Source organism: Nonomuraea rubra, from assembly GCF_014207985.1.
GTDB lineage: Bacteria > Actinomycetota > Actinomycetes > Streptosporangiales > Streptosporangiaceae > Nonomuraea > Nonomuraea rubra.
On sequence record NZ_JACHMI010000001.1, the window covers coordinates 10685178 to 10697669 of the forward strand.

Annotated in this window: 12 protein-coding genes and 2 pseudogenes; 8 read left to right on the forward strand and 6 right to left on the reverse strand. The window is 70.5% G+C overall.

The genetic code is table 11. The annotated features are described in order from the left end of the window. The 3 genes and pseudogenes from HD593_RS65435 to HD593_RS48685 form a co-directional block, all read right to left on the reverse strand. A pseudogene (locus HD593_RS65435) lies at positions 1–1179 on the reverse strand (MGH1-like glycoside hydrolase domain-containing protein); the annotation flags it as partial. Beyond that, positions 1176–1961: a sugar phosphate isomerase/epimerase family protein gene (locus HD593_RS48680; protein ID WP_185109665.1), complete on the reverse strand. Its 786-nt coding sequence runs from the start codon at positions 1959–1961 to the stop codon at positions 1176–1178. The pseudogene HD593_RS65435 and the gene HD593_RS48680, both read right to left, overlap by 4 nt. 3 nt (positions 1962–1964) lie before the next feature. Then, complete coding sequence (locus HD593_RS48685; protein ID WP_185109666.1) at positions 1965–2993, reverse strand: zinc-binding dehydrogenase; 1029 nt, start codon at positions 2991–2993, stop codon at positions 1965–1967. Positions 2994–3106: 113 nt separating this feature from the next. Between HD593_RS48685 and HD593_RS48690 the strand changes: the two genes are divergently transcribed. Genes HD593_RS48690 through HD593_RS48710 form a run of 5 tightly spaced genes read left to right on the forward strand, consistent with a single transcriptional unit; the run spans position 3107 to position 8365 of the window. After that, complete coding sequence (locus HD593_RS48690; RefSeq protein ID WP_185109667.1) at positions 3107–3994, forward strand: sugar phosphate isomerase/epimerase family protein; 888 nt, start codon at positions 3107–3109, stop codon at positions 3992–3994. A gap of 33 nt (positions 3995–4027) precedes the next feature. Next, positions 4028–5395 (forward strand): ABC transporter substrate-binding protein, encoded by a 1368-nt coding sequence (locus HD593_RS48695; RefSeq protein WP_185109668.1) that lies wholly within the window; start codon positions 4028–4030, stop codon positions 5393–5395. Next, on the forward strand, positions 5392–6357 hold the full coding sequence (locus HD593_RS48700) for a carbohydrate ABC transporter permease (protein ID WP_185109669.1): 966 nt from the start codon (positions 5392–5394) through the stop codon (positions 6355–6357). The genes HD593_RS48695 and HD593_RS48700 overlap by 4 nt, the downstream gene beginning before the upstream one ends. Next, positions 6344–7189, forward strand: coding sequence for a carbohydrate ABC transporter permease (locus tag HD593_RS48705; RefSeq protein WP_185109670.1), 846 nt, complete (start codon positions 6344–6346; stop codon positions 7187–7189). The genes HD593_RS48700 and HD593_RS48705 overlap by 14 nt, the downstream gene beginning before the upstream one ends. A gap of 3 nt (positions 7190–7192) precedes the next feature. Beyond that, the gene (locus HD593_RS48710; RefSeq protein WP_185109671.1) at positions 7193–8365 is read left to right on the forward strand and encodes an ROK family transcriptional regulator; all 1173 of its coding nucleotides are present in this window, start codon (positions 7193–7195) and stop codon (positions 8363–8365) included. Here the strand turns inward: HD593_RS48710 and HD593_RS48715 are convergent. Then, positions 8358–9107, reverse strand: a complete 750-nt coding sequence (locus HD593_RS48715; RefSeq protein WP_185109672.1) for a helical backbone metal receptor — start codon at positions 9105–9107, stop codon at positions 8358–8360. The two genes, HD593_RS48710 and HD593_RS48715, sit on opposite strands and share 8 nt — an antisense overlap. Before the next feature lie 139 nt (positions 9108–9246). Here HD593_RS48715 and HD593_RS64845 point away from each other — a divergent pair. The 3 genes and pseudogenes from HD593_RS64845 to HD593_RS48725 all read left to right on the forward strand — a co-directional run. Continuing rightward, positions 9247–9642 (forward strand): annotated as a pseudogene (locus HD593_RS64845) (SAM-dependent methyltransferase); the annotation flags it as partial. After that, on the forward strand, positions 9602–9997 hold the full coding sequence (locus tag HD593_RS64850; RefSeq protein WP_312904476.1) for an SAM-dependent methyltransferase: 396 nt from the start codon (positions 9602–9604) through the stop codon (positions 9995–9997). The pseudogene HD593_RS64845 and the gene HD593_RS64850, both read left to right, overlap by 41 nt. A gap of 4 nt (positions 9998–10001) precedes the next feature. Then, complete coding sequence (locus tag HD593_RS48725; protein ID WP_185109673.1) at positions 10002–10913, forward strand: TIGR03619 family F420-dependent LLM class oxidoreductase; 912 nt, start codon at positions 10002–10004, stop codon at positions 10911–10913. On the opposite strand, the gene tpx is transcribed toward HD593_RS48725, so the two are convergent. Then, complete coding sequence (gene tpx, locus HD593_RS48730; RefSeq protein WP_185109674.1) at positions 10906–11403, reverse strand: thiol peroxidase; 498 nt, start codon at positions 11401–11403, stop codon at positions 10906–10908. The two genes, HD593_RS48725 and tpx, sit on opposite strands and share 8 nt — an antisense overlap. Positions 11404–11492: 89 nt before the next feature. Beyond that, positions 11493–12458: a transcriptional regulator TrmB gene (locus tag HD593_RS48735; RefSeq protein WP_185109675.1), complete on the reverse strand. Its 966-nt coding sequence runs from the start codon at positions 12456–12458 to the stop codon at positions 11493–11495. Between the last annotated feature and the right edge of the window lie 34 nt (positions 12459–12492).

Below are 12492 nucleotides of genomic sequence, written 5' to 3' on the forward strand. Positions count from 1 at the left end.
GTCCCGGCAGCCGTGACCGCGCAGCGTGAGCGGGTTGAAGTACTCGCGGAAGCCCGACAGGCTCACCGAGCGCATCATCGCGTCGGCGAGGGTCCTGGCCAGGTCGGGGCGGCGCTCCCGCAGCCCCTGCCAGAGCAGCCAGCTCACGTTGACCCAGCTCGGGCCGCGCCAGTAGCGGGCCGGGTCGAACTCGGGCGCGTCCAGGGCGTAGCTGGGCAGCGGCATGTCGTTCAGCCCGAACCGGTCGATCGCCGTCCCGATCAGCGCGTCGGCGACCTCGGGCGGCAGCCCGGGGAGCATCAGCGGCGTCAGGCCCGCCGCGCTGCTGGAGTGGATCAGGGTGCCGCTGTGCATGTCGCGCGGCTGGAAGAGCTTGCCGTCGAAGAGGTGCGCCACCATGGCCGCGGTGACCGCCTCGGCCTCGCGGTGGTGCGGCTCCGGGTCCAGGCCGAGCTCCTGGGCGATCGTGGCCAGCGTCGACTCGGCCAGGCCGTACGCGGCGTTGAACAGCGGGTCCTCGACGTGGAACGCGCCGGGCTCGCGGTAGCCGGACTCGCGGTAGGCCTGGGCCAGCTCGACGTACTGGACGTAGTCGCGGTCGGTGGGCCGCTCGTCGGCGCTGACCGTCTGCAGGTCCCTGCGCACGAACCCGGTGGCGGTCGCTTGCACGGCGGCCAGCGGCAGGTCCCAGGCCGGGCTGTTGTCCATGCCCGACTCCCAGGGGTGCACGATCGAGATCAGCCCCTCGGCGGAGCGGCGCTGGTCACGCAGGAAGTCCTGCTGCGCCACCAGGCGGGGGTAGATCCGGCGCAGGAACGCCTGGTCGGGCTCGGCCTGGTACGTCTTCCACGCGGCCAGCGCGTGCACGGGGGGCTGCACGATGCCGGAGGTCCGCGCCCCGGAGGGTGCCGCCGCCCGCCAGAAATCGGAGCTGGGGAAGTAGGCGTCCTCCGGCACCCGCGGGTTGAAGACGATGTGCGGCACCCGGCCGTCGTACCACTGGGCCCCGAACAGGCTCAGCAGCTCTGTCCGGGCCCGGCGCGGCGACCAGCGGGCGTTGCCGATCGCGATGAACGCGGAGTCCCAGCTCCACTGGTGGGGATAGAGGCGACGGGAGGGAACCGTGTAACTGCCGTCCCAGTTGCTGACCAGGACGCGCACGGCGTCGCGGAGGATCATAGATACTTCCTCACGAATGCTGCGGTTTGGGGGAGAACGATCTCGGGCTCGCCGCGGAGCCGGCACTCCAGGGCGAGGTAACCGTCGTAGCCGACGGCGTCGAGCGTGGCGAGCTGCGCGCCCCAGTCGAGGTGCCCGGTGCCCGGCTGGTTCCTGTTCGACTCGCTGATCTGCATGTGCGCGAGGTACGGGGCCGCGTCGATCAGCGCGCGGCAGGGGTCGTCCTCCTCGATGTTCATGTGGTAGGTGTCGCCGACGACCCTGATGGAGTCCATGGCGCAGTACGAGACGGCCTCGGCCAGCGTGTTGACCATGTGGTTCTCGTACCGGTTGAGCGGCTCCAGCATGATCAGCACGCCGTTGCGGTGCGCGTGCTCGCCGAGGATGCCCAGCGCCTCGGCCAGCACCTCGCGGTCCTCCTCGGGGCTGCGCGGCGGCTCGAACGGCGGCAGGCGGCGGGAGAACTGCCCCCAGGACGCGGGCGTCATGACGCCGATCCCGCCCAGCTCGGCGATGACCGTGAGCTGGGAGCGGAGCTGCTGGATGGCGTCCTTGCGCTTGGCGGGGTCGAAGTCGCCGATGAAGTGCGGCATGTCCACGCACACCGTCGGCATCTCCACGCCGTCGGCCAGTGCCCGCTTGAGCTCCGTCAGGCGGCCCGCGAAGTGGAAGTCGCCCTTGCCGCGCAGCTCGATGGCGTCGAAGCCGGCATCGAGGGCGAACGCGAACTTCTCCTGCAGCGAGCGACCGGGCAGAAGCTGCTCCTGTACGGCGAGCTTCACTGTTTACTCCTCAAATTGGAAGACGAGCTGGAGCACCTCGGACTGGTGCTTGTCGAGCAGGTCGAAGGCCTCGGCGGCCTGGTCCACGGGCATGACGTGGCTGACGAGCTCGCGGGCGTCGACCTCTCCGCGGTGCACGAGCTCCATGAACGTGAGCTGCAGCCGCTCGACGTCCCACCGGTGCGCCAGCCACGAGGCGACGCCGCCGATCTGCGAGGAGACGAGCTGGACCTGGTTGTGGTGGAACTCCTCGCCGAGCCGCAGCCCGATGCCGTCGCCCTGGTAGAACCCGGCGGCCACGACGCGGCCGCCCTTGCGGACGGTCCTGATCGCCTCGTGCAGGCCGAGGTGGCTGCCGCTGAGCTCGATGACGGTGTCGGCGCCCACGACGCGCTTGCGCATGAACTCGGCGACCGACCCGGAGGCCACGTCGAACGTCTCGGCCGCGCCGAACTTCCTGGCCAGCTCCAGCCGGTCGGGGATGGCGTCGGCGGCGACCACGCGGGCGCCGCTGAGCACGGCCAGCCGGGTGGCGAGCAGCCCGATGACGCCCTGGCCGAAGATCGCGATCTGGTCGCCCAGGTGCACGTCGGCGGCGTGCACGGCGTTCAGCGCGATGGCGCCCACGCGGGCGAAGACGCCGGTCAGGGGGTCGGCGCCGGGCGGCAGGACGTGGCCGACGAGCTTCTCGGCCGGGAGGACGGCCTCGGCGCGGTGGCCCCAGATGCCCCACACCAGACTGCCGACCGGCGGGTCGGCCACATCGGGCGCGGCCTCCACCACCTCGCCGACTTCCTGGTAGCCCCAGCCACTGAGTGGGTAGGCATGCGTCTGGCCCTCGACGAAGAGCCGGCGCTCGAGGTCCCACTTGCGAGTGAGATACGGGTTGGTGCCGCGGTAGGCGGTCAGTTCGGTGCCCGCTGAGACTCCTGAATAGAGAGTGCGAACTCGCACTGTGCCCGGCTCGAGCTCGGCGGGCGACTCCAGGCTGACGCGGACATGGCCTGGCTCTTCGAAGGTGATGACGCGCATTCCCCACACTTACGCTTTTTGATCAAACAAAAGTCGAAGATTTAGCGTTACCTTGCACACGATAGTTGCGCTCGTAACACGCTTAAGTCTACGACTTCCGTCGGAGGTGACAGATGAAATTGGGGTTTCTGACAGCGTGTCTTCCGGAAAGCGACCTTACCGACATTGCTCGCTGGGCCGCTACCCAGGGCTTCGAGGCCCTGGAAGTGGCCGGCTGGCCGGATCCGGATGACCGAAATCACATCAGAGTGGATCGTTTCGACGACGTCGAACGCGAACGAGTCCGGCGAATCTTCGCGGAGACCGGGCTGACGCTTTCCTCGATCGCCTACTACGAGAACAATCTCCACCCTACGACAGGGAAGGAAGTGAACGCGCACGTCAGACGGTGTATCGAGGCCGCCGCGGCACTGGGCTGCCCGACGGTCGGCACGTTCGTGGGCCGCGATCCGGGGCTGCCGGTCCGGGAGAACCTGGCCCGGGCGACCGACGTCTTCGGCCCTCTCGTCGAGTACGCCCGGCAGCACGGCGTCGAGATCGTCATCGAGAACTGCGTGATGAAAAGCTGGCATCCCGATGGATATCCCGGCAATTTGGCCTACTCGCCCGAACTATGGGAATGGATGTTCTCATTGGGCCTCAAGCTCAACTACGACCCGTCCCATCTGGTGGCGCTCGGGATCGATCCGGTCGAGGCGCTGACCCCGTACCTGGACGGCATCGCGCACGTCCAGGCGAAGGACACGCAGTTCCTTCCCGGAAAGATCAACCACTACGGCTTTTACGGCCCGATAAGCGGAGAAAAGGGGTGGTACCGCTTCCGCGTGCCGGGGCTGGGGCAGATCGACTGGACCCGCGTGATCGACGCGCTCTACGAGGGCGGTTACGACGGCGTGGTCTCCGTCGAACACGAGGACGCCGTCTGGAGCGGAAGCACGGAGAGGGTACAGACCGGTCTCGGTATCGCCTACCGCACGTTGCGGTCTCTTGTCCACGGGTAAAGGGCGGCATATCCCCAACCAGAGGAGCGTGCCATGCCGACGAAGGTAACCGCCGTCCTCTCTGTCGCCCTGCTCACCGCCGCCTCCCTGACGGCCTGCGGGGACGGCGGTGGCGAGCAGCCGTCGAACGAGATCACCGTCTGGACCGAGGAGAACCTCGAGGACCGGATGGCGGTGCAGAACACGATCGTCGCCGAGTTCACCCAGAAGACCGGGATCAAGGTGAAGCTGGTCGGCGTCGCCGAGGACCAGTTCAGCCAGACCCTCACCGCGGCCGCGGCGGCCGACGACCTGCCCGACGTCATCGGGGCCCTGCCGCTGGCCTCCATCCGCGAGATGGAGGCCAACGAGCTGCTCGACACCGAGACGCCCGGCAGGATCGTCGACCAGCTCGGCCGCGACACGTTCTCGCCGCGCGCGCTGGAGCTCGACACCTCCGGCGGGAAGCTGCTGGCGGTGCCGAGCGACGGGTGGGCGCAGCTCATCCTGTACCGCAAGGACCTGTTCGAGAAGGCGGGGCTGCAGCCGCCGGACACGTACGAGGCGCTGCGGGCGGCGGCCGAGAAGCTGAACACGGGCGGGGTCGCGGGCATCACGCTGGCGATCGCGCCGAAGGACTCGTTCACCGCGCAGAGCTTCGAGCACATCGCGCAGGCGAACGGGTGCCAGCTCGTCGACAATTCCGGAAATGTCGCCCTGGACTCGCCGCAGTGCGCGCGGGCCTTCGAGTTCTACGCCGACCTGGCGAAGAACTACTCGGTCAAGGGCAAGCAGGACGTCGACTCGACCAGGGCCACCTACTTCTCGGGCAAGGCGGCCATGATGATCTGGTCGTCGTTCATCCTCGACGAGATGGCCGGGCTGCGCAAGGACGCGCTGCCGAGCTGCCAGGAGTGCCGCGAGGACCCCGAGTGGCTGGCGAAGAACACCGGCGTGGTCACGGCGCTGAAGGGGCCCGACGGGAGCGCACCCGCACAGTACGGCGAGATCGTCTCCTGGGCGATCACCCGCGACGCCGCCACCGACCCGGCGAGCACGTTCGTCTCCTACATGATGAACGAGGGGTACGAGCGCTGGATCGGGATGGCGCCCGAGGGCAAGTTCCCCACCCGCAGGGGCTTCGAGGACAGGTGGAACAAGCTGCCCGCCGGCGTCGACTCCAAGAAGCCGCTGGCCGACGTCTACCCGGCCGACGTGCTGGAGGCGCTGCGCAAGAGCCCTGACACCTTCGCCCGGTGGGGTATCCCGCAGGGCCAGGGCAAGCTGGTCGGCGCCACGATGGGCGAGCTGCCCGTGCCCAAGGCGCTGAGCGCGGTCGCCGACGGCTCGCTGACCCCGCAGGCCGCCGCGGCCCAGGCCAAGGCGGACGTGGAGTCGATCAAGCGCGGGATCCGGCAGTGACGGCGACCGCGCGCAGGCCGCAGGCGCCGCAACACCGCAGGCCCCCGCGGCGCGGGCGGACGCTGCGCGAGCAGGAGGGCCGCGCCGGGCTGGCCCTCATCTCCCCCACGCTGATCATCACGCTGGTCGTGGTGGTGCTGCCGCTGCTGTGGGCGATCATGCTGGCGTTCCAGGACGCGCGGCTGATCAACATCCGGCGCGTGGGCGTCTTCGGGCACTACACGCTGGAGAACTTCACCTACGTCATGTCCGAGCCCGGCTTCTGGTCGTCCCTGGTCAACACGCTCGTCTACACCGTCGCGGGCACGGCGCTGTCGATCGCGATCGGGCTGGTCACGGCGCTGGCGCTGCGTGACAGGTTCAGGGGCAGGACCCTGGTGCGGGCCTCGATCCTGATCCCGTACGTGGCTCCGGTGGTGGCCGTGGCGTTCCTGTGGGAGACGATGCTCAACCCGCAGTACGGCATCGTCAACACCTGGCTGAGCGAGCCGATCGCGTTCCTCACCCAGGCCAGGGGCGAGTTCCTGGGCCTCCAGGTGCCGGTGGCGCTGCTCACGGTGATCGCGTTCGAGGCGTGGCGGTACTTCCCGTTCGCCTTCCTGTTCATCCTGGCCCGCCTGCAGGCGCTGCCCGCCGAGCTGGACGAGGCCGCGGTGGTCGACGGCGCCACGCCCACCCAGCGCTTCCGGTACGTGATCATGCCGCAGCTGTGGCGGATCATCGCGCTGCTGTCGGTGCTGCGGTTCGTGTTCACCTTCACCAAGTTCGACGACGTCTACCTGCTGACCGGCGGCGGGGCCGGCACCGAGGTCGTCAGCGTGCGCGTCTACAACTTCCTGACCTCGCGCGACGACATCGGCGCCTCCGCGGCGCAGGCCATCGTGCTGGCCGTCTTCCTGGTGGTCTTCCTGGTCATCTACCTGAGGTTCTTCGCGGGAGGTGAGCGCGATGACCAGAGATAGGTTCGAGCGGGGCCTGCTCAGGGTGCTCAGGCCGCTGGTGATCGCCTTCCTCTTCCTGATCACCGCGTTCCCGTTCTTCTACATGGTGATGTTGTCGGTACGCGACATCCAGGAGCTCATCCTGGAGCCGGGCTCGCTCTGGCCGCGCAGCTTCACCCTGGACACCTACGTGAACGTGCTGACCCGGCAGGGCTTCCTGACCTTCCTCGGCAACAGCGCGATCATCGCGGTCTCCTCGGTGGCGGTCACGCTGCTGATCTCGATCCCGGGCGCGTACGCGGTGGCGCGGCTGCGCTTCTTCGGCCGCCGCCAGGTGCACTTCCTCTTCCTCGCGGTGTACCTGTTCCCGGCGATCGTGCTGGCCATCCCGCTGTTCGTGCTCTTCACCATGATCGGGCTGCGGGGGTCCCTGATCGGACTGATCCTCGTGTATATCGCGCAAACGGTGCCTGTCACGGTATACATGCTCCGCAACTACTTCGAGACCGTGCCGCAGAGCGTGGAGGAAGCGGCGGCGATCGACGGGTGCACGAGGTTGTCGACCATCTGGCGCGTGGTGCTGCCGCTGTCCAAGCCCGCGCTGATGGCCACCGGCCTCTACGCGTTCATGATCGCCTGGAACGAGTTCCTGTTCGCCCTGCTCTTCCTGGTGGAGAGAAGGGAGAGCTGGACGGTGTCCCTGGGGCTCTCTCAGCTCGCGGGGAGCATAGAGATCCCGACGACGGTCCTGATGGCAGGATCGGTGGTGCTCACGCTGCCCATCGTGATCGTGTTCTTCGCCAGCGAGCGCCTGCTGACGGAGGGCCTCACCGCAGGAGCGGAGAAGGGATAGACCATGCTGACGGCAGGGCAGATCCTCCAGCTCATCCGCGATGGCTCCTGCCGGACGCGCAAGGAACTGATCGAGTTCACCGGCCTGTCCCGGTCGACGATCACCGACCGGGTCGACCGGCTCATCGACGCCGGCTACATCCACGAGTCCGGCGTCGGCACCTCGGGGGGCGGGCGGCCGCCCTCGGTGCTGGACGTGGACGCCACCAGGCGCCTGATGCTGGTGGCCGACCTGGGCGCCACCCACGCCAGGGTGGCGCTCACCGACCTGGCCGCCCGCCCCATGGCCGAGGAACACACCGAGATGCGCATCGAGCTCGGCCCCGACGCCGTGCTGTCGTGGGTGCGCGAGGCGTTCCAGCGCATGCTCGACAGGGTGGGGCGGCCGACCGGCGAGGTGTGCGGGATCGGCCTCGACCTGCCCGGCTCGGTCGACCACACCACCGGGCGGGTGATCAGGTCGTTCCTGATGCCGGGATGGGACGACCACCCGGTGCGCGAGGCGATCGGCTCCACCTTCGACGTGCCGATCCTCGTGGAGAACGACGCCAACGCGATGGCGCTGGGCGAGTGGTGGTCGTTCTGGCGCGACACCGACTCGCTGGTCCTCATCAAGGTGTCCACCGGCATCGGGACCGGCATCATCCTCGACGGGCAGATCTACCGCGGCGTCGAGGAGGCCGCGGGCAACATCGGGCACGTACGGCTGCGCGAGACCGACGACCGGGTCTGCACCTGCGGCTCGCGCGGCTGCGTGGCCTCGCTGGCCAGCGGCCACGCCGTGGCCACCGACCTGGACGTGTCCTCCAGCCGCGACGTGGTCCGGCTCGTGCAGGCCGGCGACCCCGGGGCCATCGCCCGCGTCCAGGAGGCCGGGCGCACGCTCGGCGTGGTGCTGGCCACGGCCGTCAGCCTGCTCAACCCGGGCGTGCTGGTGCTGGCCGGGGACATGGCCGAGACCAGGGAGCACTACCTGACGGGCATCAGGGAGATCGTCTACCGGCGCAGCCTGCCGTACACGACGCGGAACCTGGAGATCGTGACGAGCTCGCTGGGCGACCGGGCGGGGATCGTCGGGATGGCGGTGATCGTCATGGAGCACGTGCTCTCCCCCGCCTCCGTGGACGCCGCCCTGGCCGAGAGGCCGGGCTCGTCGGCCGAGGGCGCCGTCAGCTGAGGGCGGCGCGCAGCAGGGCGGGGGCCTCGACGAGCGAGGGGCCGTACCAGGTGAGCAGCCGGCCGCTGACCGGCACGCACCTCAGGCCGGGGAACGACTCCGGGCCGTCGGTCTCGCTGAACGCGTAGGGCTCGTCGGGCAGGACCACGAGGTCGGGCCGCCGTTCCACCAGCTCGGGCAGCGGGATCCTGGGGTAGCGCTCGGGGTGGCCGGCGTACAGGTTGTCCACGCCGAGGCGCCTGAGCACGTCGCCGGTGAACGTGTCGCGCCCCACCACCATCCACGGCCGGCGCCAGATCGGCACGATCGCCGTACGCCTCGGGCCGTCGAACGGCACCCGCCACGCCTGCCTCGCCCGGGCCAGCCACCCGGGCGGCTCCGTACGGCACGCGACGGCGAACATGCGCTCCAGCGACGCGAACGCCTCCTCCACCGTCTCGATCCGCGTCACCCACACCGCCACGCCCGCCTCGCGCAGCGCCTCCAGGTCGGGCGGCCGGTTCTCCTCGGCGTTGGCGAGCACCACGTCGGGGGCGAGCCGCCTGATGGCGTCGAGGTCGGGGTTCTTGGTGCCCCTGACCCTGGCCACGTCGAGGCCGGCCGGGTGCGAGCACCAGTCGGTCGCCCCGACCAGCGCGCCCGGCAGGGTCGCCGCCACCGACTCGGTCAGCGAGGGCACGAGGGAGACGATCCGCCGCACGGTCACGGGGATCCGCACGGCCGCGCCGGTGTCATCGTCCACATCGGCAAGCCTAGATCCGCGGAACCGGTGATCGTTTGTCGGTCCGGAGCCTTAGACTCCAGGCAAAGATCGTTAACTCGTGATCGGGGGACGACGGTTGCAGCGGGAGTCGCTCGGCTTCGATCCGAATACACCCAGCGTGGCCAGGCTCTACGACTACCTTCTCGGCGGCAAGGACCACTTCCCCGCCGACCGTGCGGCGGCGGAGCAGATCCTCGAGGTGGCTCCCGAGCTGCGCGCGGCGGCCCGGGCCGGCCGCTCGTTCCTCGGCCGGGCGGTGCGGTTCCTCGCCGGGGCCGGCGTCGGCCAGTTCCTCGACATCGGCACGGGCCTGCCCGCGCGCGGCAACGTGCACGAGCTGGCTCCCGGGGCCCGGGTGGTCTACGTCGATCGTGATCCGGTGGTGCTCGTGCACGCCAGGGCGCTGCTGACCGGCCAGGGCGAGACGACCGTGGTCAGGGGCGACCTGCGCGAGCCGGAGGCGCTGCTGAAGGATCCCGACGTGCTGCGGGCGCTCGACTTCGACCGGCCCGTGGGCCTGCTGCTGTCGTCGGTCATGCACTACGTCGAGGACTGCGACGGGCCCGAGGAGATCGTCGCGACGCTGCGCGACGCGCTGGCCCCCGGCAGCTACCTGGTCCTGTCCCCACGGCACCAGCGACGCCAGGGCGGAGGTCGTCGAGCGGGCCACCGAGGTCTACCGCGGCGCCGACGCGCCGCTCACGCTGCGCGGCCGGGAGCGGATCGCCGGGCTGTTCGAGGGCTTCGAGCTGGTGGACCCCGGCCTGGTCTGGCTGCCCGAGTGGCGGCCCGAGCAGGCCGACCTGATCGACTTCCGCGACGGCCCGCAGTCGTCGCTGGCCCTGTGCGGCATAGGCAGGAAGGACTGAGGCCATGGAGATCGGGCTGGCGGTGCCGCAGTACGGCGGGTTCGCGCGGCTGTCGAGCGTGCTGCGGGTGGCGCGCGAGGCCGAGTCGATGGGCCTGCACAGCCTGTGGGCCGGCGACCGGCTGCTGACGCCGCTCGCGCCTAAGGACCGCTACCCGGCGGGCGACGGGCGCATCCCCGAGGCGCACCGGGTGTTCCTCGACCCGTTCGCGGTGCTGTCGGTGGCCGCGTCGGCGACCTCCACCGTACGGCTGGGCACCAGCGCCCTCAACGCCTGCTGGTACGCCCCGCCCGTCCTGGCCCGATCGCTCACCACGATCGACCACCTCAGCGGCGGGCGGCTCGACGCCGGGCTCGGGCTGGGCTGGTCCTCCGACGAGTACGCCGCCGCGGGCGTGCCGTGGCAGGGCCGGGCCAGGCGCTACGAGGCCACGCTCGACGCCCTGGAGGCGATCTGGACCACCGACCCGGTGTCGTTCGAGCACGAGCTGTGGACGATCGCGCCCAGCCACATCGAGCCCAAGCCGGCCCGGCGCCCGCCGCTCTACCTGGCGGGCTTCTCCGAGCCGGCCCTGCGCCGCATCGGGCGCAGGGGCGACGGCTGGCTGACGGCCGCGCTGCCGATCCCCGTCCTCAGCTCGATGTGGCAGACCGTGTGCCGCACCGCGGAGCAGGCCGGCCGCGACCCCGCCGGCCTGCGCATGGTGCTGCGCTCCAACCCGTTGGTCATCGACGGCGGCACGCCGCCCAGGAGCGGCACCGTCGCCGAGATCTCCGCCTACCTGGCCACCGCGGCGCAGGCCGGGGTGCACGAGGTCATCCTGGATCTGCAGCACACCGCGACGAGCGACGAGCACCTGCTCGACCTGGCGGCGGCCTTCCAGTCCGAGCTGGCGGCGCTGCGCGGGCCTACTTGAGCGCGTCCAGCGCGCCGTCGTAGTCGGGCTCCTGCGTGATCTCCGGCACGAGCTCGGAGTAGATCACCTGGTTGTCGCCGTCGAGCACGATCACCGCCCGCGCGGCCAGCCCGGCCAGCGGCCCCGACTCCTGGGAGACGCCGTAGTCGTTCAGGAACTCGCGGCCCCGCATGAGCGACAGCGTGGTCACGTTCTCCAGGCTCTCGGCGCCGCAGAACCGCTTCTGGGCGAACGGCAGGTCGGCGGAGATGCACAGCACCGCCACGTCGGGGTGCCCGGCGGCGATCTCGTTGAAGCGGCGCACGGAGGCCGCGCACACGCCGGTGTCGAGGCTCGGGAAGATGTTGAGGACCTTGGTCTGCTGCCCGAAGTCCTCCAGCGTGCGCTCGGCCAGGTCGGCGCCCACGAGGCGGAACGCGGGAGCGCTGTCTCCGGGCTTCGGGAAGGTGCCGGCCACGGTGATGGGGTTGCCCTTGAAGGTGACGGACATGGAAAGCCTCCTGATAACGATGATCTCCCAGCATCGTGATCCTATCGGCGTCCCCCATCGGGCCCGGTTGTGGTGGAGCACTGTGGTGGTCAGGCCCAGTCGTGGCGGGCGGCGTGCCAGCCGAGCTGGACCCGCGTGCGCACGCCCGCCAGATCCATCAGCGCCCGCAGCCGCCTCTGGAGCGTGCGCAGCGACAGGTCGAGCTGGCCGGCCACGGCCTCGTCCGTCAGGCCCGACAGCAGCAGCCCGAGGATCTTCCTGTCCAGCTCGCCGATCTCGGGCTCGTGCTCCTCCCCGAGCCCGTCCAGGGCGTCGGCGCGCAGCGGGTAGGAGCGCTGCCACACCGCCTCGAACAGCGCCTCCACCCCGGCCAGCAGCCCGCTGCGGTGCAGCAGCACGGCCGCGGGCTCGCCGCCCGGCTCGGTGGTCAGCGGCACCAGCGCCAGGTCCGAGTCGGCCATCATCAGCTTGATCGGCAGCTTGTCGGCCACCCTGACCCGCACGCCCCTGCGGATGGAGTCGACGGTGCCGGCGACCGCGCCGGGTGCGGTCAGCACCTCGCGCTCGACCACCACCAGGTACTCGACCCCGCGGTCCACGCCCCGGTCCTCGGCGGTGTTGTCGCTGGGCGGCACGGCCACGAACGGCGCCGTGGAGAACGAGCGGACCCGCTCGCGGGCGGCCCACTGGATCTGCAGGAAGCGCTGGCGTACCGCCTCCACTCCCGTGACGACCTCGATCAGGTCGCCGACGGCGCGGTCGGCGGCGGCCGTCCGGTGCTGCTCGGCCAGCGCCACGATGGCCAGCTCCGCCGTCCGCAGCTCCTCCCTGCGGGCGGTGAGCAGGCCGCCGAGCGCCACGGACGGCGGGGCGGCGGCGTACCGGTCGCCGTGCCGGGAGACCAGCCCGCGCCCGGCCAGGGCGGCAAGGTCCGTCTCGACCTGGAAGGCGGGCCGGTCGAGTGCGGTGACGAGGTCGGCGGCGGTGCCGGGCGTGGCGATCAGGAAGCGGTAGACGGCTTCCTCCCCCGCCGTGAGACCCAGCGCCTCCAGCACGGTGCCCGTCTCCCTCTGATCGCCCGGAACGCCG